Origin of the sequence: Corallococcus macrosporus (assembly GCF_017302985.1) — a bacterium.
Taxonomy (GTDB): Bacteria; Myxococcota; Myxococcia; order Myxococcales; family Myxococcaceae; genus Corallococcus; species Corallococcus macrosporus_A.
The window spans coordinates 16088-38171 of the sequence record NZ_JAFIMU010000003.1 but is presented as its reverse complement, the minus strand read 5'-3'; the positions used below and the strand labels follow the sequence as shown (position 1 = coordinate 38171).

Here is a 22084-nt window from a genome sequence, read left to right as displayed (position 1 = left end):
GACCTGACATGTTCAAGCACTGGTCGCGCGCGCTCCTCGCCGCGGGAGCCCTCCTGGGGACCGGCTGTCAGCCGCCCGGAACCGTTGACGCCGAGTCCACTCCCTCCGCGCCCTTCTCCGAGCGGGGAGGCATTGGCATCACCTCGCAGGCGCGGGAGTTGACGGCCCTGGCCTCCCAGACGGTCGACGGGCGCAAGTCCGTGGCGGTGACGGAGGCCTCCATCCTGGCCCACTTCGCCCTCTCCAACGTCCTGCAGCAGCTCGTCACCCAGAACGGGGGCACGGGGCTCAACGCCACCCAGCTCTTCCGCCAGCTCTGGGACACGCAGAACCCCTCCCCCGGCCAGCCGGACCTGCAGCCGGGGGCGCACTGCAATGACAACGGAGGCTCGCTCAACGGCTTTCCGTATGGCTGCCGTCCCCAGGAGGGCGCCCAGGCGGCGGCCAACAGCCCCACGACCCTCAACTCCTACTCCGCCATCGGCCTCTTCAACCGCTTCGACCTGGCGCCCGTCTCCGGGGCCCACTGCGGTGAATACCGGGTCGTCTTCGGCAAGACGTCCGGAGGCGCGGGCCGCGCCTTCCTCATCCTGGAGGCCTCGCTTCCCAATCCCCGTCCGGACCTGGGGCTCGACGGCTGCCGCCCCGTGCAGACCTTCTGGCGCGACCTGAGCGCGAAGAACGTCACCGACCGCGGCATTGCCCTGCGCGACTTCTACTTCACGGGCCTGCCCGGCTTCTCGCCGGTGTTCCACATCAACAACTACGGCCTCAACCCGGACGGCACCGGCCAGGTGCGCTTCAACGTGTTCATCGAGCCCCTGTGGGTGCTCAAGGAGTTCAAGCTCCAGCGGCAGTGCCCGGGCGGGGTGTGCACCCTGAAGTTCGCCCCGGTGACGGTGAAGACCAACCCGTTCGGCGAGCTGTTCAACCCCGCCTCCACGCACCCGCTGGCCGCCAGCTTCCGCGCGCACTTCCTCACCCAGGTGCCCGCGCTGGCCACCAACAACCTCAACACCTTCAACTACGCGGTGCCGGATCAATTCAACGCCGCCCAGGGCGACTCCAGCACCTTCAATGCCGTGGACGAGTACAGCCTGCGCTTCGGGACCGGGCCCAGCGGCTTCCGCAATGACATCCAGTCCCGGCTCGACATGATTGGCAGCGACCTGACGCCCACGCAGATTGTCGCCCGGGCGCAGGCGCTGTCCTGCAGTGGCTGTCATCAGCGCAGCGACAGCGCGGACGTGGGCACCCTGCCGGACGGCAGCACCCTGCGCTTCCCCAGCGCCGCGGGCTTCATCCACAACCTGGAGTTCCAGGAGCCGGGCCCGGACGGCAACCGGTTCTTCCTCTCCAGCGCGCTCACCCAGACGTTCATCCCGTTCCGCAAGCAGGTGATGGAGGACTTCCTCAACGCGGAGCACCCGCTCACGCCCCCCTCGCGCTTCAACCTGTCCGGCACCGCGTCGGACGGCCGCTTCGCCTACTGGGTGGAGCGCCGCGCGGGCGGCGTGGTGATGCGCGCGTCACTGGACGGCGGCGGCGAGCAGTTGATGGCCTTCAACCGCAACGAGCCGATGGCCATCGCGACCGACGGCACCCACCTGTACTGGACGGAAGCCGCGGGCTCCATCCTCAAGCTGCCGGTGGCCACGCCGCTCGCCGCGCCCACGGTCCTGGCCAGCGGCATCACCGGGCTGGGCGGCATCGCCACGGACGGGACGACCCTGTTCTGGACCGAGGGCGGCGCCCTCCGGAAGATGTCCACCCAGGGCGGGACCCGCTCGGACGTCATCACCCAGCGCACCAACGTCACGGGCCGCATCACCGTGGATGGCGGCAGCGTCTACTGGCAGGAGGGGGATGCCATCCGCAAGATGCCCAAGGGCGGAGGCACCGTGTCCACGCTGCTCACGCGCGCCTCCATCACGGGCCTGGCCAGTGACGGCACGCAGGTATGGCTGGCCGAGGACGCGGTGCCGGGGCGCATCCTCCGCGTGCCGGTGGGCGGTGGCACCGCGGTGCAGGCCTTCACCCCCACGTTCAACCTCACCAGCGTGGCGGTGGGCGGGGACCACGTCGTGTGGACCGAGAACCGCGGCCCCGGAACCGTGATGGCGAAGACGAAGTAGCCGCGCCCCCGCCGCACGGAGAGCCCCATGCGAAGCCCCCACCTTGCCCAGGCCCTGAAGGTCCTCGCGCTCGGCCTGCTGCCCTGCTCCGCCCTGGCGCAGGACCCGCAGCAGGCCCGGTGCGGCAGCGACTTCCTCACGATCGACCAGGCCATCGCGCGCTCCGAGTGGGCCCGGCGGTGTGGGCTGTGGCGGAACACGGGGGGCGCGGCGGCCTGGTTCTCCTCGACCGCGGCCTTCGACACCGGCTACGCGTGGGCCAAGGAATACCGCGAGGCCGACACGAGCCACGCGTACACGGGCAACACGCACTACAACAACGTCAACTACTACCACGCCCGCTCGCTCTACGACGCGACGCCGATGTACTCCGTGTTCCAGGAGACCAGCGGAGGCACGACCGGCTACTGGAAGTGGTCCCACACGACGCCGCGCGCGCGGCCGCTCTACCCCACCTTCGAGAGCACCAACGTCGCGGGCAGCGGCACGCCCCTGTATCCCCACCCCACCAACACGAATGACTGCCGCCTCTTCAGCGACACGGCGGGCACCACGCCGTGGGTGACCACGACCCGGACCACCGTCTGTGACGATGAGCCCATCGAGTACCTGCAGGGGGCGGAAGACGAGCCTGCCGGTCCGGAGGGCATCATCCGGGACGGTTGCCGCATCGTCATCAAGACGGTCGAGCGGCCCTTCTACGCGGTGGCCTACTGCGAGTCCGGCTGTCACCCGGGGGACCAGTTGCTGATGTTGGGCCATGACGGCACGGCCCCCCAGGACGCCGCGCATGCGGGCCGTGAGGAGCTGACGGTCCTGGGGCCCGAGGCCACGCTGGAGAACCCGGTGCTGCGCGTCAGTCCCGTGCCCAGCGACACGACGGACCTGGGCGACAGCGAGCACCGCTTCCATGAATTCTTCACGGAGTCCGGAGGCCTGCTGCGGGTGACGCGCGAGCAACCCGTCCTCACGAGCGACGGCCGGCTGGTGAAGGCGGAGTCGCTGCGGCCCGGGGATGCGTTGCTGCGCATGGATGGGACGCCGGACCGCATCGTGACGGTGAAACAGACGACACAGTCCGCCAGGATCTACGCCGTCCAGCCGGATGCAAGGGATCCGGTGTCGCGGCTGCTGCTGTCTCAAGGGTACGTGGTGGGCCTGTCCCGCCCCCAGAACGAGGACGTGGAGCAGCTCAACCGCGTCCTGCGACAGCGTGGCATCCCGGCGGAAGTGCTGCCGGAGTAGGCCTCCCGCGCCCCCTGGGGAGGTTCAGGTGGTGGTCTGCTGAAACACGAGGGGGCGGCAGTCTGTCCAAGAAGGGGAATTCCATGTCCAAGTCTGTCTTCAGAATCGTCCTGGGGGGCGCGGCCGCCGTCGCGCTGTTCCCGACCGTGGCAGGCGCGCAGACCCAGCAGGAGTGGCGCTGCAACGTCGACAGCCTGACGCCAAGCCAGGCCATCGTGCGCGCCGAATGGGCTCGCAGGTGCGGTCTGCTCACCAACCTCAACCCCGCGGGCCCCTCGAACTGGGTGGCCTCCACCACGACCTTCGACACCAACTTCGCGCCCGCCAAGGAGTACATCGAGAAGGACACCCTGCGGGCCTACACAGGCAACTCGCAGGGCTACAGGGTGAATTACTACTACGCGATCGCGATGTATGACGCGACGCCCATCCTCAAGGTGGAGGCGGAGACCACGGGCCTCACCACGGGGTACTTCAAGTGGAACCCCGCGCCCACGACCGTGGCCCGCGCGCGGCCGCTCTACCCGACCTTCGAGACGTCGCTGCCCGCGGGCTCCGGGACGCCGCTCTATCCGCACCCGACGGACACCACCGACTGCCGCCTCTACCGGGACACCAACTCCGACGCCAAGGGCGACACGCTGTACACCGGCGGAATCTTCTTCGTCGTGGCGAACTGCGAGTCCAGTTGCTACGCGCCGGACCAGGAGCTGTTGTTCAGCCAGGGCACGGTGCCCATCTCCAAGGCGGTCCAGGAGCAGCAGGTGGACATCGTCACCCTGACGCCGGACTCCACGCTGGACGACGTGCAACTCCAGACGAACCACGTCTACAGCTACACGTCGGAGACGCGCGACAGCGAGCACCTGCTCTACACCATCCTCACCGAGAATGGCGGCAAGCTGCGGCTGACCAACGAGCACCCGGTGGTCAACAGCGAGGGCCGGATGGTTCGCGCGGCGGACCTGAAGGTGGATGACGAGCTGCTGCGCCAGGACGGCACGCGTGAGCGCGTCGTGAGCGTGGAGAAGACGACGCACTTCGGGAAGGTCTACAACCTGCGGCCCATCACCCGCGACCAGGTGACCAACGTCCTGGTGGCCCAGGGCTTCCTGGTGGGCTCCGCCCGCTACCAGAACGAGGACGTCGGCTTCATGAACCGCATCATCCTGCAGCGCTCCGTTCCCGAGGACCTGCTCCCCCGGTAGGACGTCCTTCCGTCGTGACAGGCGGCACCCGGGACCGGCGGCGGTCCCGGGTGTTTGTCTGATATGGAATGGGGAAGGCCCCGAGGGCCGGGGGTGCGACGTGCAGGGACGCGACACGAGCCGCAGCACAGCCGCGAGTCCCTGTCTGGGAATCGCCCTGGGAGTCATGTTCGGGCTGTTCGGGCTGGGTTGCACTTCCTCGCCGTCCGGCCAGGTCGACCCCACGACGGATGGCGGCACCCTGGACGCGGGCCCGGTCGACGCGGGAGCGCCGGACGCGGGAGCACCGGACGCGGGACTGGATGGCGGCTTTGACGGTGGGAGCGAGGACGCGGGTCCGGTGACGTGTGCTTCGCCCTGGCGGGGAGACCGCCAGGAAGGCACGGCGGGAGCGGACGAGACGCTGTCCGTCTGGGTCAGCAAGGCCGGCGACCTCTACACGGCGGGCTACTGGGAGGGCGTGCTCGGAGCGACCAACATCGAGCCCTCGGGCGACTCGCGCGCGGTGGTGACCCGGTACTCGGCCGATGGACAGGTGCTCTGGCGAAAGCGCCTGGACACGGCGGGGACGGATACGGCGGAGCACGTCGTCGGAGGCCGCGAGGACGGCACGGTGCGGGTGGTGGGGCGCACCACCGGAGCCCTGGAGGGGCACGGCAATGGCGGCCAGTTCGATGTCTTCCTCCTGGAGCTGGATGGCGAGGGGAACCTGCTGCACACCGCGCAGCAGGGCGACGAGCGCCCCCAGCATCCGGTGAAGGTGGCGGTCGATGCACGGGGCCGGGGAGTGGTCGTCGGCCATGACGACCTGTTCGTCCAGAACCGCGTGTCCCTGGACATGGAGAATGGCTTTGTCGCCCGGTTCCCGGCTCCAGGTGGACCCGAGGGGCCGTCCTGGCGGGTGCGCTCCCAGGTGGTGGACAATCCGGACCGGCTGACGGGACTGGCGCTCTCGCCCGACGGCGAGTCCCTGTTCACGTCCGGCTTCCGGTTCTTCGCGGACGAAGAGGGACCGGGCGGCGCGTTCGTCCAGCGCCACGATCCGGAAGACGGCCACGTCCTCTGGACGAGCGTCATCGCGCCCACGGGCACCGAGGCGGACGAACTGCTCCTGACGCCCGACCACCAGCTGTTGCTGGCGGGGTCCAGCCAGATGGCGCTGGAGCCCGGCGTCCCCGTCGTGGGAGAGACGGACGTCTTCCTCGCGCGGCTCGAGCCCGACTCCGGACAGGTGCAATGGGTGCGGCAGGTGGGCACCCGGGACGGAGACCGGACCATGGCCCTGTCCCTGGCGCCCAACGGCGACGTCCTCGTCGCGGGCGACACCCTGGGGAGCTTCCCCGGCTTCGTGAATCAGGGGGGAAGCGACCTGTTCGTGCTGCGCTTCAGCGCGGACGGGCGGCTGCTGGGGACCTGGCAGCAGGGCACTCCCATGGATGACCACGTCACCGGCCTGGCCGTGGATCCATGCGGCAATGCCGTGCTCGTGGGCTCCACCGAGGGCGGTCTGGTCGCGGGCAGTCCGCCCCTGGGCAGCCGTGACACGTTCCTCTTGAGGCTGCCGCCGCCCACCCTGCCCTTCGGGCGGTGACGCCGGAGCTCAAGCCCGGGTGTCCGGCATGCCGAAGTGGAGGCTCAAGGCGTTGCAGCCCGCGTCGGGCGTGGAAGCGTCCGGGGGCGCCCAGGCCCCGAGCGCGTGATAAAGCCGCCCCTCGCGCCGCTCCAGGTAGAGGATCATGTTGAGCGGCCAGCCAGAGCCCTGGAACAGGTGTCTGTCCATGGGCGTGGGCTCCTGGCTCACCCGCAGGCCCCGCTCGTGAGGCGGGCCGATGCGGTGCCAGTCCGGGTGCAGGTGGATGGAGCCGAGCACCTCCAGCCCCGCGGCCTCCGCCTCCGCGGTGATGCGCATCAGCTCCCGGGGCTCACACCAGTAGCCGCGCCGTCCATTGGCATAACAGGCCCCGAAGCGCGGGATGATGGCGGCGTCGAACTCCTGGAGCACGGACGCGTCCGTCTCGCGGATGTTGGTGGCGAAGCGGACGCGCTCCACCCGCATCGCGTCCTCGGTGAAGCGCCCCAGCAACACCGCCCAGCTCCGCGGCGGCAGCTCCGGGGTGCAGGCCACGTATTCGCGCTGGGCGTCCGCGAGGAAGTCCGACAGCACGCCCGGATCCAGCAGCACGTGCCGCGGGCTCATTCCGGGACCTCCGCCGTGGGGACGCGGAGGCGGCCCTCGGCCCGATCCTCGCGAAGCTGGGTGATGAGGCCGCGCGCGACGCGCTCCTCGAACGCGGCGGTGGTGTCCGGCGTCCAGGCGTAGAAGCCCTTCCCCGTCTTCAATCCCAGCTCCCCCTGCTCCACCTTCTGGGCGAGCACCGGAGGCACCGGGCGCCCGGCGTTGCGCATGACGTTGGTGACCAGGTCCAACCCCGCGAGGTCCAGCCGGTCGAAGACGCCGGACACGCCCAGGCGCCGCCCGATGCCCTGGGTGAGCACGCGGTCCACCATCTCCGGCGTGGCGACGCCCTCCTGCACCAGCCGGATGCCCTCGCCGATGAGCGCCTGCAACAGCCGGGGGCCCACCGACGCGCCCGGCACGTCCTTCGCGTACACCACCGGTGTCTTGCCAATCTCCTCGAGCAGCCGCCGCACGGCCTCCACGACCTCCGGGGCGGTGCGCTCCCCGGGGATGACGTCCACCAGGGGGACCAGGTGCGCGGGCAGGTAGTAGTGCGCGCTGAGGACGCGCTCGGGCCGGGTGCAGTCCCGGGCCAGCGCCGTCACGCTCAACGCGGTGGTGTTGGACGCGAGCACGGTGTCCGGTGCCGCGAGCCCGTCCAGTTGACGGAAGACCTCCTGCTTGAGCGCGAGGTCCTCGGGCACGGACTCGATGACCAGGTCCTGGTCCACGGCGGCCTCCGCGAGCACCGTGGTGCGCCGGATGCGCCCGAGCGCCGCCTCCCGTTGCGCGGGGGCCAGCAGGCCCGTCTCCACCATCAGGGCCGCGTCGCGCTCCAGCTTCACCCTCGCGCGCTCGCTGCTGTCCGGGCGCGTGTTGTGGAGCACCACCCGCCTGCCAGCGATGGCGAGCTCGAGTGCGATGCCGCACCCCATGGCTCCACCACCCACCACGCCCACCCGCATCAACCGTCTGGTCGTCATGGCGGCGCAGCCTCGCCGCGCCCGCGTGGCGGAAGCAATCCCTTCCCTCCACCGCATCGCGTCGTCCGTCGGCTCAAGTGACGCGAGCTGGTAACCTCGCGGGTTCCGTGAACGAACTTCCCCTGCCGAAAGAGTCACACCTCAAGCCCTTCCCATTCCTCTCGGCGCAACGGCTTGTTGCCTGGGCGGTCTGGGTGGGCGTCTTCCTCGTCTCCTACAACCACTTCAGCCGTGGCGGCCGTGCGGCGGGGGAGGCCTGGGGGCCGCGGTTCCACATCCCGCTCCTCGTCACGGTCTTCCTGGGGCTGTTCGCCTTCTTCTACTGGCGGATCCGCCGCTGGGGACGGGCCTACCACCAGGGCGTGGCCTTCTTCAGCGCGGGGGACGAACAGCAGGCCTCCCACCACTTCGAGGAGGCCGCCCGCCGCGCCACCCAGGGCGCCCAGCGCGCCATCTCCGTCGCCATGATGGGGCAGTGCCAGATGTCGCTCGGAGACACCGGACGCGCGCTGGAGCTCTTCGGCTCGGCGGAGCGCTCCGGCAAGCTGAGGGCCTCCGTCCCGGCGATCCACCGGTGGATGCCCAGCCTCATCGCCACGGCGCACCTCGCGCAGGGAGAGCTGGCCTCCGCGCACGCGTGGCTGGAGGAGGGACGCAAGCGCAACGGCACCCTGCCCCCCATGTATGCGCTGCTGCCGGAGGTCGCGCTCCTCTGCCGCGAAGGCAACCCCGCCGCCGCCGTGACGGAGCTGGATGCACGGGCGGGCGAGGCGGATGCGCTGGTGGGGCGGGACGCTCGCAGGCTCAAGCTGCTCAGGGCCTTCGCCCTGGATGCCCTGGACCCGGTGGGCCACGCGTCCGCCATCGACGCCGCGCTGGCGTCCCTCCAGCCCCTGCGCCCCGGCGACCTCGAGTTCCTCTCCGCCCGTTGGCCCGAGCTGCGGGCCTTCATGGAGCGGCGGGGGCTCTCCCGCGCGGCGTAGCGGTGAGCCCCTGGCCTTCCACTACCGCGTGACGTCGACGGTGTAGACGCCGTCGCCGGACGTGGCGGTGCCCGTCACGCGCGTGCTGCCCGGCGTGCGGCGGACCTGACCGGTGCCGTCGTCCTCGATTTCACCCGAGAGGGCGAGGTCCAGGGTGACGCTGCCCTCCAGGTCCCCGGCCATCTGGAAGGGCCCCTTGAGCGTCCCGGTGAAGGTGCCGCCCGGGATGTCGCGCAGCTGGAGGGTGAGCTCCGGCTGCGCCGCCGTGTCGGTGCCCGTGTCGTAGGTGAGGGTCACCGGATCCTCGTCCTCGCCCACGGCAATCTCTCCGTCGGAGTACCCGGTCATGCCGATGCGCAGGCGCATGCCCTTGTTGGCCGAGCTGCCCTGATCCACCTGCCCGGTGACGAGCAGCGTCCCGGAGGCGGTGCCCGTCGTGGACTGGGGCGGGATGTTCGCGCTGGACGCGGCGTTGAAGCCCGCGAAGCCCAGCTGCAGCGCCTTGCTCACGGACGTGTCGAGCCCGAGGTACGCGCGGCGGGCCTGCTCGTCGGAGCTGATGTCGTCATCACCGCAAGCCGTGAGGCCCAGGGACAGGAAGAAGGAACACGCGACAGCGGTCAGGGTACGAGGAAGGGAGGTGAGCATGATTTCTCCTGTCAGCCGATGGTGCCGTTGCAGGTGCAGGGCGTCGTCCCGGTGCAGGCTTCGCCGGCGGCCGTCTCGCAGCTGAGCCGCGTGCAGCACGGGCTGGTGGGCGAGCACGCCTGACCCGCGGCCGAGCAGGTGGAGCCCGGCTGGCAGGTGCCGACGATGCTTCCCCCCGGGATGGTGCAGCCCAGCCCGACGCAGCAGTCCGCGGGCGAGGTGCAGGCCTGGCCCTGGGGCTGACAGGCGCTGGGGGCCGCGCAGGTGCCGTTGGTGCAGATGCCGGAGCAGCAGGCGGAACCCGAGCCACAGGCCTTCCCGTTCGCGGCGCACGTGCCCGCGTCCGTCCCGCCCGTGCCGCCGTCCTGGGTGCCGGTGCCGCCGTCGGTGCCGCCACCCGGCACGCCCTTGGCGAGGCAGGCGTAGGCGAACTCGGAGACGAGGGAACAGGTCGTTCCAGCGCAGCACTTGGAGTCCTGCGGGTCACAGGTCGTGCCCACCGCATCGCACGTCGCCTTCTGGCAGGTCAGGCCGCCATCGGCGCCGGGCAGGCAGCGCGCGCCGCCGCAGCACTGGTCGGAGAACTGGCACTGCTGCTCCTGCGCGATGCAGCACGGCGCCTCGCCGGTGTAGCCCGTGGGGCACTCCGCGGGGCAGTTGTTGTTGGGGCAGCCGCCGAAGCAGCGCGGCACGCCGGCGGAGTCCACCTTGCACACGGCCTTCTGGCCGTCGCAGCAGGCCTCGCGGGCGTTCACGTCGATGATGCCGCCGTCGGGCAGCTGGCCGCTGCCGCAGATGTTGCCCACCGGGTTGCAGCCATTGGGCTTGTCACAGCGGCTCTCGCGGCAGTCCACCGCGTTGGACAGCTTCTCCCCGCCGCAGCACACGCCGTCGCTGGTGCAGTAGTTGCCCGTGGGGCGGCAGCCGCCCACCGGCTGGCACACCGTCGTCCCAAAGCCCAGGTCCACGCACGTGCGCGAACAGCAGTTGCTGGAGCCCGAGCACGGGTTGCCGTCCTGGAGGCAGCCGCCCGCGCCGCCACCGCTCACCGCCACGCAGCGGCCCGGAGTGCCCGTGTTCTCCTGCGAGCACACCCCGCCGCAGCAATCCGCGCCCTTCATGCACAGGTCGTCGTTGGCCTGGCACGAGTACGCCGGCTTGCAGACCCCGCCCTGGCAGTTGCTGGAGCAGCAGTCCCCCGCGCCGGTGCAGGCCTGGCCCGGGACCTTGCAGCTGCTGGTGCTGCTGGAGGGCAGCGCCGCGCACTTGCCGTCCGCGCCGCAGAGCTTCGTGCAGCACGCCTCCGCGCTGGCGCACGCGCCGCCCACGTCCAGACACTGCAGCGTGGAGCACTTGCCGTCCAGACAGCTGTTCGTGCAGCACTCGAGCCCGCTGGTACAGGCCTCACCCGCGGCGCCGCACTGGGAGCCCGACCCTCCGTCGGGGAGCGGCTGTCCCCCGTCCGGGAGGGACTGTCCGCCGTCGGGAACGGGCTGTCCCGCGTCCGTCCCGGCGTCCCCGGGGACCGGTGGTTTGTTGTCCGGCGGCGTGCCGATGTCTCCACTGCTACACGCCACGACTCCCAGGGACAGCCCCAGGGCACCCAGCAACAGCCAGCGGTTCGCGTTCATCCGGTTGGTCCCTTCCCGGCCGACCGTCGCCGCCCTGCCTTCGGCGGGCTCCGGCCTCCATGGGCGCCACGGCGTGGCGTGACAGCCCGGAAGACCCGGGCCGGCGCCTAACGGCCACCGCGAACGGCCCGGCCCCAGGGGCCCCCCCGTGCGCCGAGCCTGGGATTTCCACTACGATCCCGCCACCGCCCCCAAGCCTGCCCCCCGGAGTCTCCATGATGCTCTTCGCGCCGAAGGTGTTCCCCAAGCTGTCCACGCTGAGCCACGCGGGACGCTCGATGTACCTCTGGGTCTACTACACGATCCCGCTCGCCTTCACGCTGCTGCTGGCGCCGGGGCTGTTCCTCAAGGTGATGGGCATCGCGCCCGGGGCCGCGGACGGCAACCTGTTCTTCATGCGCCTCGCGGGCGCGCTGCTGGTGTCCATGTCCTTCATGTCCCATCAGGCGGCCATCCTGGACATGCGCCAGTTCTTCGTCTGGGCGGTGATGGGGCGCACCTTCATCGTGGGGGTGCTCATCGTCTGTACGGCCATGGGCCTGTGCGAGCCCATCGTCACGTTCTTCGGCTGCATCGACTTCAGCGGCGCCATGTGGACGCTCATGGGGCTGCGCCGCGACGAGGCCGAGGCGCGCGGGCAGCAGGCCGTGCTCGCCCAGCCCACGCCCTGATCCTCCATCTCCACCTCCTGGACCCGTCATGACGACCGCGACGCCGCAGCCCGCCACCCCTGCCCTCCCCGCCTGGAAGCGGGCCTTCCGCAACATCTCCCGGCAGCACGCCTTCCAGCCCCTGCGGGTGGAGGGACGGCTTCCCGAGGGGCTGCGCGGGACGCTGTTCCGCGCGGGCGCGTGGACGGTGGACGTGCACGGGGTGCCGCTCCAGCACTGGTTCGACGGTGACGGGGGCGTGATGGGCGTGCGCTTCGGGCCGGACGGCGTCCAGGGCGCGGCCCGGCTCGTGGACTCGCGCACCATGGTCACGGAGCGGAAGGCGGGCCGGCAGCTCTACGGCAGCTACGCCATGCCCACGCCGCTGCGCAACAAGCTGCTCAATCCCCAGAAGAACAACGCGAACACGGCGGTGATGTCCTGGAACGGCCGGCTGTACGCGCTGCACGAGCCGAACCTCCCCGTGGAGCTGTCCCCGGAGGACCTGTCCACCCTGGGTGAGTCGGACCTGGAGGGCGCCGTGCTGAAGTCGTTCTCCGCGCACCCCCACCGGATCCACTCGCGGCGCACGACGTACAACTTCGCGCAGCACCACGGCCGGGTGAACACGCTGGAGCTGTACGCGCTGCCGGACGGCGGCAAGGCGCGGCACCTGGGGTCCGTGCCGCTGCCCGGCGCGACCATGGTCCACGACTACATGGTCACGGACCGCTACCTTGTCTTCTTCCTGCCGGCGATGCGCATCGACGTCCTGAAGATGCTGCTGCGCATCGGCGCGTTCGCGCACAACGTCCACTTCCGGCCGGGCGCGGCGGCGGAGGTGCTGGTGGTGCCCATCGACGACGTGGCCCACCCCATCCGCATCCCCGCCGACTCCTTCTTCAACTGGCATTTCTCCAACGCGTACGAGGACGGCGACACGCTGGTGGTGGACTACGTGCGCTATCCGGACTTCGCCTCCAACCAGTGGCTGGGAGAGCTGGTGCGCGGCACGCCGTCCGCCGACGCCGACGGCATGCTCCACCGCGCGGTCATCGACCTGAAGGCCCGGACGTTCCGCAGCGAGCCCCTGCTGGACCTGAGCTGCGAGTTCCCCCGCGTCGCCCCCAGCGTGGAGTGCCGGCCCTACCAGACGGTCTACCTGGGCGCGCACGCCACCCGCGAGGCCCGGCGCGGCCTCTATGACTCGGTGGTGCGGCTGGACCTGGGCACCGGCCGCGTGACGCGGGCCGCGCTGGAGGCGGACCAGTTCCCCTCCGAGCCCGTCTTCGTGCCCCGCCCCGGCTCCCGCGCCGAGGACGACGGATGGATCCTCACCCAGGTCTTCGACGCGAAGACGGACACCACCCACGTGGCCGTCCTGGACGCGGAGCGGCTGGACGCGGGGCCCGTGGCGCGCTGCCACTTCGAGCACGCCCTGCCGCCCACCTTCCACGGCGAGTTCATCCCCGCCGGGCCCCCGGCCCACGGCCAGGCCTAGAGCGTCCCTTCCAGCCGCTCCCGCGCCTTCACGATGGCCGCGGTGCGCGTCGTCACGTCGAGCTTCGCGAACACGTTGCGCAGGTGCCACTTCGTGGTGGAGAGCGCGACGTTGGAGCGCTCGCTGATCTCCTGGTTGCTCAGGCCCTGCGCCAGCAGCTTGAGCATCTGGAGCTCCCGCTCGGTGAGTGGCTCCAGCGGCGCGCTGGGCAGGGCCGGGAACGGGGCCTGGCCCGCGCTGGCCGACGACAGCAGGTCCTGGTACCGCTCGGCGTAGCGGGCCGGCAGCACGTGGCTCAGCTTGCGCTGCGTGGCCGCCGCGACGATGACCTCCTGAAGCCCCGGCGTCTCGTCGAACACGCCCCGGCTGAAGCCGAACCGGGGCACCAGCGCGAAGCCCCGGTTCACCGCCGCGAACGCCGCCGCCGGGTCTCCCGCTCGCCAATGACACACCGCCAGCGCGGCCAGGAGCGCCGTCTCCCGGGCGACGCAGCCCGCGTCGTGCGCGCTGGCCCGCAGCGTCTCCAGCAGCCCGTGCGCCCGGTCATGCCTCCCGCGCGCCATCAGCACCCAGGCCTGCGCCACGCCCAGTTGCTCCCAGGCCTCGTCGTAGAAGCGCCGCTCGCTCCACTCGCCCCGGCGCATGCGCTCGCCCAGGCCGAACTCCTGCGCCACCGCCTTCATCCTCGCGGGGGACTGCTCCACCAGGGACAGGCGGACCTTCTCGCCGCAGACGTGGGCCAGGAAGCGCGTCTGGTGTCCGCACTCGAGCACGCTGTGCAGGTAGTCCAGCAGTTGCCAGGCCTCCGCGTACTTGCCTCGAATCGTCTTGATGCGGGCCAGCACCAGGTAGGCCATCGCGAAGGTCTCGAACACGGCCGCCTGGGACAGCAGCGGCAGGACCTCGATGCAGAGCGCCTCGGCCTCGTCCAGGCGGTTCTGGTCGTAGCGGGTGGTGGCCAGCGCCGTCGCCGCGTTCACCCACACCGGGTTGCGCCGTCCCCGGCTCGCGCGCTCGAAGGCCGCCTCGCACCGGTCCGCCGCGTCCTTCATGTTCCCCTGCGCCCGGTCCGCCAGCACGGTGAGGACGTCCGTGTAGCCCACCATGTACGGGTTGTTCTGTCCCTGCAGCGTCTCCCGCGCGATGGACGCGAGCCTCCGCATCGCGTCGAACCGGTTCAGCCGGAGCGCCTGGTAGGCCTTCGCCGCCAGCACCGCGCCCGCCATGAAGACGTCCGGGTCCTCGTCCCCCGGAGGCGTCTCCAGCTCGATAACGGCTCCTTGCGCCGAGTCCGACAGCACGGCGTGCAGCAGCGCGAGCCGGGAGAGCTGTCGCGACAGCCGCTCGCGCTCCGGATCCGACGCCGCCGTCTGGAGCCGGCGCTGCGCGTCCTGCAGCGCCAGGGAGGCGGGCACGAAGGCGCGGGACAGGATGAGGCACGCGATGCGCGCCACGCAGATGGCCGGCGAGCAGAGGGTCTCCTCCGCCGTCAGCTTCGTCGTCCAGTGGAGCACGGAGGCGATTTCCCCCTCGCGCATCCACGCCTCCACGCAGCGGGCCGTGAGCTCCAGGCACCAGCCCCGGTCCCCCGAGGCGAACGCGTGCGTCAGGGCCTCGTCTGGCAGCCCGTGCCCGGCGAACCACGCGCTCGCCGCGCGGTGCAGCCCGGGGATGCGGTCGCCGTGCGTACACGCGAGCTGGGTGCGCAGGAAGTCGAGGAACAGCGGGTGGTAGCGGTACCACTGGTGCTGCGTGTCGAGCGACTGGATGAACAGCTGTCCCCGCTCCAGCTCCGCCAGCAGCGCCGGCCCCCGGGTGATGCCCAGCAGCGCGTTGCACAGCTCGCCGTTGAGCCGGTCCACCACCGAGCTCAGCACCAGGAAGGTGTGCACCTCCTCCGTCTGCTCACGCAGCACCACGTCCGCCAGGTACTTCGCCACGTCGTGGTTGGAGCCAATGGCCTTGCGGAGCGCGTCGCTCACGCTGGCGTGCTCCCCCGCCGTCAGCAGGGCCAGCTTCACGCCGGCCACCCAGCCCTCGGTGCGCGCGCGCAGGTACTCGACGTCCTCGGGCTTCAGCGCGGCGCCGCACAGGCGCTGCCCCAGCTCGTGGATGGCCTCTCCGTCCAGGCCCAGGTCGCGGCTGTCGAGCGTCACCAGTTGCTCGGTGAGCTTCAGCTTCGCCAGGTCCAGCTCCGGCATGCCGCGCGAGGAGACAATCCAGTGCACGTGCGGCGGCGCATGGTCCAGCAGGTACGAGAAGGCCCGCACCACCGAGCGCTCCCGCAGCACGTGGAAGTCGTCCAGCACCACGACGAGCTCGCGCCCCAGGTTCCAGAGGCTGCGCAGCACCACCGTCGTCGCATGGTCCAGCGGGAGCGCCACCTGCGCGTCCAACTGGCTGGTGATGTACGCGTCGAACTCCGGGGCCGCGCGGCGGATGGCCCCGACGAGGTAGGAGAAGAAGCGCTCGGGCGCGTTGTCCCGCTCGTCGAGCGACAGCCACGCGAGCACCCGCGACCCGCGCAGCTCGCGGTACCACTGCGTCAGCAGCGTCGTCTTGCCCGAGCCCAGCGGCGCGGTCACCAGCACCAGCTTGCCGCCGGCACCCCGGTCCATCTTCCGGAGCGCCGCGGCCCGCGACACGAGCACCGACGCCGTCTGCGGCGGCGACAGCTTCGTTGGCAGCAGGTGTGAGAGCGCGTCGCCCATCGGCGCGGGCGCTGGGGGAGGGCTCCCCGGGGTATTTCGAGAGCTCGGCATGGGCGCGTTTCCCCTGTGACCGATGGCGCTCCCGAGTAGACCACGGGCGCCGCGCGCGAGGACGGGGGCCTCAAGACACACAGCGTCAAACAGCGAACGCCGCAACGCGTCACCCTCTCTGGAGACGGCCCCTCCCCGCCCCCTCCCTTCGGAGGGGGCGATGTCGCGGCACCCGCTGGTAATTCCGCTTGAGCAGCTCTTACCTGCTCACCCAGGAGTTCCAGATGGTCCCTTCCCCGCAGGTGGCCCTGAGCAAGAACCGGTGGCACGCCCGAGCCGGTCTGCTGTGCGCCGCCGTGTCGTTGTTCGTCTCCTCCCGTGCCCAGGCCCAGGCGCCCGCGTTCATCGAGTTCGAGAGCGCGCACGTGCGTCCGCTGGCCCTGTCTCCGGACGGCACGAAGCTGTTCGCCGTCAACACGCCGGACAACCGCCTGGAGGTCTTCAACGTCACGAGCGCGGGCCTGTCACTGGTGGCCGAGGTGCCGGTGGGCCTGGAGCCCGTCTCCGTCGCCGCGCGCAGCAACACCGAGGTCTGGGTGGTCAACCACCTGTCCGACAGCGTCAGCGTGGTGAACGTGAGCGGCACGCCGCGCGTGGTGCGCACGCTGCTGGTGGGTGACGAGCCTCGCGACGTCGTGTTCGCCGGGGCCAACGGCCATGCGTTCATCTCCACCGCGCACCGGGGCCAGCACCGCACGGATCCGTCCATCGCCTCCGTGCCCGGCGCGGGGGATCCGCAGCTCACCACGCCGGGCGTGGGCCGCGCGGACCTCTGGGTCTTCAACCCGGCGGCCCTGGGGACGACGCTGGGCGGAACGCCCGTGCGCATCGTGACGCTCTTTGGCGACACGCCGCGCTCGCTGGCTGTCAGCCCGGACAAGAAGACGGTCTACGCGGCCATCGCGCAGTCCGGCAACCGGACGACGACCATCAACATGGACAGCGTGTGTAACGGCTTCGGCGAGGCGGGCATCTGTCTGGTCCAGCCGGACACGTTCCCGTGGGGCAACAACCTCTTCCTGGGCGGCCTGCCCGGGCCGTCCACCAACGCCCAGGGCGCGAAGGCTCCGGAGACGGGCCTCATCGTCAAGTGGAACCCCGCCGCCAGCCGCTGGGAGGACACGCTCGGCCGCAACTGGAACAACGGCGTGCGCTTCAACCTGCCGGACAAGGACGTCTTCGCCATCGACGCGGACGGCCTGCAGCAGAAGGCGTTCTACACGGGCGTGGGCACGACGGTTTTCAACCTGGCCACCAACCCGAAGACGGGCACGGTGTACGCGACCAACAGCGACGCCAACAACCTCACCCGCTTCGAGGGCCCCGGCTCCTTCGGCGGCAGCACCGTGCAGGGCAACATCGCGAAGATGCGCATCACCGTCATCAAGGGGACGACGGTGTCGCCGCGCCACCTGAACAAGCACATCGACTATTCGAAGCTGGCGGGCGCCCCCGGCTTCGACCCCACGGCCCGCGACCACAGCCTCTCCACCCCCACGGAGATGGCCGTGTCCGGTGACGGAGCGAAGCTGTACGTGGCCGCGTTCAGCTCCAGCAAGGTCGGCGTCTTCGACACCGCGGCGCTGGAGGCGGACACTTTCAACCCGAGGACGGCGAGCGCCAACTACATCCCGGTGAGCGGCGGTGGCCCCAGCGGCCTGGTGCTGGACGAGGCACGCAACCGCCTCTACGTGATGACCCGCTTCGACAACGCGGTGAAGGTCATCGACCTCGGGACGAAGAGCCAGGTGGCCTCGGCCGCGCTCTACAACCCGGAGCCCGCCTCCGTCGTGCAGGGCCGCCCGTTCCTCTACGACGCGAACTTCTCCTCGGCCAACGGCGAGGCCTCGTGCGCCAGCTGCCACGTGTTCGGTGACAAGGACGAGCTCGCGTGGGACCTGGGCAACCCGGATGACGCCGTGACGACCAACGCCATCGACAAGCGCCTCGCGAGCAGCCTGGAGATTGGCGCGTTCCGCCTGCTCACCGGCCACCCGAGCTCCGACGTCAACGGCACCGGCAACCAGAACTCCTTCCACCCGATGAAGGGCCCCATGACGACGCAGACGCTGCGCGGCATGTCCACGTCGGGCGCCATGCACTGGCGAGGGGACCGGTCCACGGGCTTCTTCGGCGCGGGGGCGTACGACGAGGCCCTGTCGTTCAAGAACTTCGTCGTCGCCTTCCCCGGGCTGCTCGGCCGCGCCGACATGCCCACCGAGGCGGAGATGAACACGTTCACGAACTTCCAGCTCCAGGTGCAGCTGCCGCCCAATCCCATCCGCAACCTGGACAACTCGCTCACGTCCACGCAGGCGGCCGGTCGCGACTTCTTCTTTGGCAGCCGCCGCGTGGATGGTCTGGCCATTGGCACCAACACCGGCTTCAACTGCAATGGCTGTCACGTCATCGACGCGTCGAAGGGCTTCTTCGGCACGGATGGCCAGTCGAGCTTCGAGGGCATCAGCCAGATCATGAAGATCCCCCACGTACGCAACATGTACACGAAGGTCGGCATGTTCGGCTTCCCGGACAGCAGCTTCTTCCAGCACTCGGAGACGGGGCCCACGGGTGACCAGGTGCGCGGCTTCGGCTTCACGCACGACGGCGCGGTGGACACGCTGTTCCGCTTCTTCAGCGCCATCGTCTTCGCCAACAACAGCATCGGCGGCCCGCTGGTGGGCTTCCGGAGCGACACGGAACGCCGGGGCGTGGAGGCGTACATGCTGGCGGTGGACTCGGACCTGGCGCCCATCGTCGGTCAGCAGGTGACGCTCACGTCGACGAACGCCTCCGTGGTGGGGGCGCGCATCGACCTCTTGATGGCTCGGGCGAAGGCGCCGTTCGTGTCGAAGATCCTCGGCGGCGCCACGTACGAGGCAGACCTGGTGGCGAAGGCCGCCATCGGCACGCGCGTGAAGGGCTTCCTGTTCGACCGCGCGGCCGGCACGTGGAAGCCGGATGACGGCACCGCCAACATCACCACCGCGGCCCTGCGCGCGCTGGCGAACACGCTGGGCCAGGAGGTGACCTTCACCGCGGTGCCTCCGGGCTCCGGCACGCGCATCGCGCTCGACCGGAACCTGGACGGCAGGCTCGACGGCCAGTAGCCGGCAGACGTTCGTGGCCCCCTGCCCCGCCTCTTCCGGTGCACCCGGGGAGGCGGGGCTCTTCATCATTTGGGTGCTGTCGAAGTCGCGCCCCATCGCTCCACCATCAGGTCGATGAAGCGCCGCACCTTCGCGGGCAGGTGCCGCTTGCTCGGGTAGAGCGCCATGATGGGGACGAACTCCGTCTCGCAGGACGGCAGCAGCGCCTTGAGCCGCCCGTTCGCCAGGTCTTCGCCGACCAGGAAGCCGGGAAGATAGGCGATGCCCAGCCCCGCGATGGCCGCGTCGCGGATGGCCTCGCCGCTGTCGAGCCGCAGCCGGCTTCGCCCCTCCACCTTCAACGGGGCACCGCCCTTCTCGCGCAGACGCCAGTGCTGCCGCCGCGTCCGGCTGCTGAAGAGCAGGCACTCATGGGCCGCCAGGTCCTCCAGCGTGCGGGGTTCGCCGTGCGCCTTGAGGTAGGCGGGCGCGGCGCAGACGAACACCGGGGATCGGGCCACGACCCGGGAGACCAGGCGCGTGTCCGTGCTGGAGGCGTTGATGCGCACGGCCAGGTCGTAGCCCTCCTCGATGATGTCCGAGACGCCATCCGTGAAGCTCACCTCCGCCTGGAGCTCCGGCCAGGCGCGCAGGTAGTCCCGCAGCAGCGGGAGGACCTGACGTCTGCCGAACGCCGCCGGCAGGGTGATCCGGAGAACGCCCCGGGGCGTTCCCGCGCGCTGACCCACGCTGGCCTCCGCGTCGTCCAGGGCCGCGACGACCTGCAGGCAGTGCTCGTGGAAGACGCGGCCCTCGTCGGTGAGGCTGAGCTGGCGCGTCGTGCGATTGAGCAGGCGCACGCCGAGGCGCGACTCCAACCGGGCCAGGGCCTTGCCCGCCGCCGAGCGCGTCAGCCCGAGGGACTGGCCGCCTCCCACGAAGCTGCCCGCGTCCACGACGGCCATGAAGGCGAAGATCTCATCCAGCTGCGCGCGTTTCATCGCTGGCGCGCATTGTAGCGACCGCGTCGCTGGAGTGGGGAACGCCGTTCGTCAATGGGCCCGGTATAGAGCCCGGCATTCACCCATTCACCTGGAGCGCCTCCATGCCTGTCACCCTGCTCAACCCCGATGGACTCATGAAGCCCGACGTGTACCGGCAGGTGGCGATCGCCACCGGCACCCGGCAGGTGCACATCGCGGGACAGGTCGCGTACGACGCGCAAGGACAGCTCGTCGCGCGAGGGGACCTGGCCGGGCAGGTGGCGCAGGCCTACCGCAACGTCTCCATCGCGCTCGCGGCGGCCGGGGCGACGTTCAACGACGTCGTCCGGCTGACCATCTACGTGGTCGACTGGAAGCATGAGCGGATGCCCGACTTCCTCGCCGGCATCGAGCAGGTCTCCAAGGAGCTGCGCATCGTGCCGGCGCCCGCTTCGCTCATCGGGGTCTCCGTGCTCTTCGAGCCGGATGTCCTCGTCGAGATTGAAGCCACCGCGGTCGTGGACTGAGCCCTGGGTACGCTTGACGTTGAGCGTGCCCCTCGCTCTCTTTGTCACATGAAAGCGACCCTCTCCCTGGTTGTGAGCGCAGCCGTCACTTTCGCTTCGAATCCCGCCTTCGCGCAGGAGCGCGCGAACGAGCTGCTCGGCGGCAGGCCTCCGCCCACGGGCACGGGCATGCTCGTCACCGGCAGCATCATGACGGGCGTGGGGGCGGTCAACCTGCTCACCTCGCCCCTCTGTAAAACCAGCATGGTCCCCCGGGACACGCAGGACGTCTGTCTTGGGACCTCGTTGGTCCTCGGCGGCGTCCTGACGGCCGTGGGTGTCCCGCTGCTGCTCGTGGGCGTCAGCCGCCACAACGACTATGTCGAGTGGAAGCGGCAGCACCGCGCCCTCGCCGCGCTGACCGAGGTCGGCATCACGCCGACCGCTGGCGGCGCCGCGCTCACCTGGAACGCCTCGTTCTGAGGAGGCGCCGCGACTTCGCGCGAGGGTGTGGCTGCTTCTGGGGAGGCGACGGCGGCTCGTGAGGCAGCGCCTCTTGCGGCAACGGCTTCGGGCGAGGCGGCGCCTTGATGGCCCGGCGGGCCGCGGGCGTCCGGGCGAAATGGAGCATCTGGTAGAGGCTCAGCAGCATCATCGTCACGGCGCGGGACGCGTCCGGGGCCGTGGCCGCCTCTCCCGTTGCGTCCTTCGGGACATACGGAAGCCAGGACTCCTCCAGGCGGATCCGGAGCAGGAGCCGCTCCCCGGTGACGCGCAGCCGCTGGAGCGTCGCGCCGGGCGGCAGGTGCACCGCCTCCCGGGCCCGCTTCTCCGAGAGCGTCGCGAGCTGCGGGTGCCGCTTCGCCTTCACGCGCAGCCGGGCCTCCAGGAACAGCGTGTCGTACTCCTTGCTTCGGGTGCGCCGCGGGGTCCCATCCGGTCTGCGGTTGCTGACCTTGACCCTGCGGCGCTCCACCGCGCTCAGCCGCAGGTGCGCGCCATCCACCAGCCGGGTCTCCAGCAGGAGCCACGGATCCAGCACATCCCGTGAGACCTTCCGGGTGAACTTCATCTCGTAGAAGCTCGACCCCGGCCCCTGGGGACGCGGATCGGGACGAAGCCGCAGGCGCACGGACGCATCCGGTGCCAGGTCCGCCTTGAGGCGCCGGAGCACCCGCAGGACCAGCTCCGGCCGGCGGCTCAGCGCGTCACCCGGATGGCCCTCCGCGTGGAAGGGATTGGGGAGCAGGTTGCGAAACCACAGCACCAGCCCCAGCACGACCGCGAGGACGCCCGCCACGGCGTCCAGGGGAGCCTCGGCGGTGCCGGCAATCCACACACACAGCAGGAAGGTCCCCAGCCGCGCCAGGGACTTCAGCCGGGTCCACACGCGGCGCCAGAAGCGGCGGGACTTCTGGGTCTCCGGCAGCACCGCCAGGGAGCTCATCACGCCCGACAGGGGCCCTTCGACGACCAGGGCCTGCGACGTCGGGTTGATGCCATCAGCGGCTGCCACGGGACCGTCCTTCCAGCATGGGCATTCACGGCGGACGGCATGCTAGCCGAGATGCTCCGCGGCCC

General features: G+C 70.7%; 17 protein-coding genes. 10 read left to right on the top strand and 7 right to left on the bottom strand.

Annotated features, from left to right (window positions below; genetic code table 11):
* Nucleotides 1-8: 8 nt before the first annotated feature.
* The 4 genes from JYK02_RS04920 to JYK02_RS04905 all read left to right on the top strand — a co-directional run bounded on the left by JYK02_RS04920 (nucleotide 9) and on the right by JYK02_RS04905 (nucleotide 6179).
* Nucleotides 9-2135 (top strand): hypothetical protein, encoded by a 2127-nt coding sequence (locus JYK02_RS04920; RefSeq protein WP_207048721.1) that lies wholly within the window; start codon nucleotides 9-11, stop codon nucleotides 2133-2135.
* A gap of 27 nt (nucleotides 2136-2162) precedes the next feature.
* Complete coding sequence (locus JYK02_RS04915) at nucleotides 2163-3380, top strand: hypothetical protein (RefSeq protein WP_207048720.1); 1218 nt, start codon at nucleotides 2163-2165, stop codon at nucleotides 3378-3380.
* A gap of 83 nt (nucleotides 3381-3463) precedes the next feature.
* Nucleotides 3464-4588 (top strand): Hint domain-containing protein, encoded by a 1125-nt coding sequence (locus tag JYK02_RS04910; protein WP_207048719.1) that lies wholly within the window; start codon nucleotides 3464-3466, stop codon nucleotides 4586-4588.
* Between the two features lie 166 nt (nucleotides 4589-4754).
* Nucleotides 4755-6179, top strand: a complete 1425-nt coding sequence (locus JYK02_RS04905) for a hypothetical protein (protein WP_207048980.1) — start codon at nucleotides 4755-4757, stop codon at nucleotides 6177-6179.
* 9 nt (nucleotides 6180-6188) lie between these two features.
* On the opposite strand, the gene JYK02_RS04900 is transcribed toward JYK02_RS04905, so the two are convergent.
* Both JYK02_RS04900 and JYK02_RS04895 read right to left on the bottom strand, forming a co-directional pair.
* Complete coding sequence (locus JYK02_RS04900) at nucleotides 6189-6785, bottom strand: hypothetical protein (protein WP_207048718.1); 597 nt, start codon at nucleotides 6783-6785, stop codon at nucleotides 6189-6191.
* Nucleotides 6782-7750, bottom strand: a complete 969-nt coding sequence (locus JYK02_RS04895; RefSeq protein ID WP_207048717.1) for a 3-hydroxyacyl-CoA dehydrogenase family protein — start codon at nucleotides 7748-7750, stop codon at nucleotides 6782-6784. Before JYK02_RS04895 ends, JYK02_RS04900 begins: the two co-directional genes overlap by 4 nt.
* Before the next feature lie 107 nt (nucleotides 7751-7857).
* Between JYK02_RS04895 and JYK02_RS04890 the strand changes: the two genes are divergently transcribed.
* Entirely contained in the window at nucleotides 7858-8733 is an 876-nt protein-coding gene (locus tag JYK02_RS04890) for a hypothetical protein (RefSeq protein ID WP_207048716.1), read from the top strand.
* Between the two features lie 21 nt (nucleotides 8734-8754).
* Here the strand turns inward: JYK02_RS04890 and JYK02_RS04885 are convergent, their stop codons facing one another.
* Nucleotides 8755-9381 (bottom strand): hypothetical protein, encoded by a 627-nt coding sequence (locus JYK02_RS04885; protein ID WP_207048715.1) that lies wholly within the window; start codon nucleotides 9379-9381, stop codon nucleotides 8755-8757.
* Between the two features lie 11 nt (nucleotides 9382-9392).
* Entirely contained in the window at nucleotides 9393-11012 is a 1620-nt protein-coding gene (locus tag JYK02_RS04880; RefSeq protein WP_207048714.1) for a hypothetical protein, read from the bottom strand.
* Between the two features lie 215 nt (nucleotides 11013-11227).
* Here JYK02_RS04880 and JYK02_RS04875 point away from each other — a divergent pair, with 215 nt between their 5' ends.
* A complete protein-coding gene (locus JYK02_RS04875) occupies nucleotides 11228-11683 on the top strand; it encodes a hypothetical protein (RefSeq protein WP_207048713.1) in 456 nt (151 codons plus the stop codon).
* A 28-nt stretch (nucleotides 11684-11711) separates the two neighbouring features.
* Nucleotides 11712-13163: a carotenoid oxygenase family protein gene (locus JYK02_RS04870; protein ID WP_207048712.1), complete on the top strand. Its 1452-nt coding sequence runs from the start codon at nucleotides 11712-11714 to the stop codon at nucleotides 13161-13163.
* On the opposite strand, the gene JYK02_RS04865 is transcribed toward JYK02_RS04870, so the two are convergent.
* Complete coding sequence (locus JYK02_RS04865) at nucleotides 13160-15874, bottom strand: LuxR C-terminal-related transcriptional regulator (RefSeq protein WP_207048711.1); 2715 nt, start codon at nucleotides 15872-15874, stop codon at nucleotides 13160-13162. The genes JYK02_RS04870 and JYK02_RS04865 overlap by 4 nt on opposite strands.
* Before the next feature lie 275 nt (nucleotides 15875-16149).
* Here JYK02_RS04865 and JYK02_RS04860 point away from each other — a divergent pair, with 275 nt between their 5' ends.
* Entirely contained in the window at nucleotides 16150-19035 is a 2886-nt protein-coding gene (locus tag JYK02_RS04860; RefSeq protein WP_207048957.1) for a YncE family protein, read from the top strand.
* A gap of 65 nt (nucleotides 19036-19100) precedes the next feature.
* On the opposite strand, the gene JYK02_RS04855 is transcribed toward JYK02_RS04860, so the two are convergent.
* Nucleotides 19101-20015, bottom strand: coding sequence for a LysR family transcriptional regulator (locus tag JYK02_RS04855; protein ID WP_207048710.1), 915 nt, complete (start codon nucleotides 20013-20015; stop codon nucleotides 19101-19103).
* A 104-nt stretch (nucleotides 20016-20119) separates the two neighbouring features.
* Between JYK02_RS04855 and JYK02_RS04850 the strand changes: the two genes are divergently transcribed.
* Together JYK02_RS04850 and JYK02_RS04845 are read left to right on the top strand one after the other, a co-directional pair.
* Nucleotides 20120-20524, top strand: a complete 405-nt coding sequence (locus JYK02_RS04850; RefSeq protein ID WP_207048709.1) for a RidA family protein — start codon at nucleotides 20120-20122, stop codon at nucleotides 20522-20524.
* 48 nt (nucleotides 20525-20572) lie between these two features.
* A complete protein-coding gene (locus tag JYK02_RS04845; RefSeq protein WP_207048708.1) occupies nucleotides 20573-20986 on the top strand; it encodes a hypothetical protein in 414 nt (137 codons plus the stop codon).
* Here JYK02_RS04845 and JYK02_RS04840 read toward each other — a convergent pair.
* Nucleotides 20964-22019, bottom strand: coding sequence for a hypothetical protein (locus tag JYK02_RS04840; protein ID WP_207048707.1), 1056 nt, complete (start codon nucleotides 22017-22019; stop codon nucleotides 20964-20966). The genes JYK02_RS04845 and JYK02_RS04840 overlap by 23 nt on opposite strands.
* Nucleotides 22020-22084: the final 65 nt, after the last annotated feature.

Bases quoted from the DNA above. Each gene is read 5' to 3' on its own strand.
- JYK02_RS04920 (WP_207048721.1), top strand. From the start codon at position 9: ATGTTCAAGCACTGGTCGCGCGCGCTCCTCGCCGCGGGAGCCCTCCTG.
- JYK02_RS04915 (WP_207048720.1), top strand. From the start codon at position 2,163: ATGCGAAGCCCCCACCTTGCCCAGGCCCTGAAGGTCCTCGCGCTCGGC.
- JYK02_RS04910 (WP_207048719.1), top strand. From the start codon at position 3,464: ATGTCCAAGTCTGTCTTCAGAATCGTCCTGGGGGGCGCGGCCGCCGTC.
- JYK02_RS04905 (WP_207048980.1), top strand. From the start codon at position 4,755: ATGTTCGGGCTGTTCGGGCTGGGTTGCACTTCCTCGCCGTCCGGCCAG.
- JYK02_RS04900 (WP_207048718.1), bottom strand. From the start codon at position 6,785: ATGAGCCCGCGGCACGTGCTGCTGGATCCGGGCGTGCTGTCGGACTTC.
- JYK02_RS04895 (WP_207048717.1), bottom strand. From the start codon at position 7,750: ATGACGACCAGACGGTTGATGCGGGTGGGCGTGGTGGGTGGTGGAGCC.
- JYK02_RS04885 (WP_207048715.1), bottom strand. From the start codon at position 9,381: ATGCTCACCTCCCTTCCTCGTACCCTGACCGCTGTCGCGTGTTCCTTC.
- JYK02_RS04880 (WP_207048714.1), bottom strand. From the start codon at position 11,012: ATGAACGCGAACCGCTGGCTGTTGCTGGGTGCCCTGGGGCTGTCCCTG.
- JYK02_RS04875 (WP_207048713.1), top strand. From the start codon at position 11,228: ATGATGCTCTTCGCGCCGAAGGTGTTCCCCAAGCTGTCCACGCTGAGC.
- JYK02_RS04870 (WP_207048712.1), top strand. From the start codon at position 11,712: ATGACGACCGCGACGCCGCAGCCCGCCACCCCTGCCCTCCCCGCCTGG.
- JYK02_RS04865 (WP_207048711.1), bottom strand. From the start codon at position 15,874: ATGGGCGACGCGCTCTCACACCTGCTGCCAACGAAGCTGTCGCCGCCG.
- JYK02_RS04860 (WP_207048957.1), top strand. From the start codon at position 16,150: ATGGTCCCTTCCCCGCAGGTGGCCCTGAGCAAGAACCGGTGGCACGCC.
- JYK02_RS04855 (WP_207048710.1), bottom strand. From the start codon at position 20,015: ATGAAACGCGCGCAGCTGGATGAGATCTTCGCCTTCATGGCCGTCGTG.
- JYK02_RS04850 (WP_207048709.1), top strand. From the start codon at position 20,120: ATGCCTGTCACCCTGCTCAACCCCGATGGACTCATGAAGCCCGACGTG.
- JYK02_RS04845 (WP_207048708.1), top strand. From the start codon at position 20,573: ATGAAAGCGACCCTCTCCCTGGTTGTGAGCGCAGCCGTCACTTTCGCT.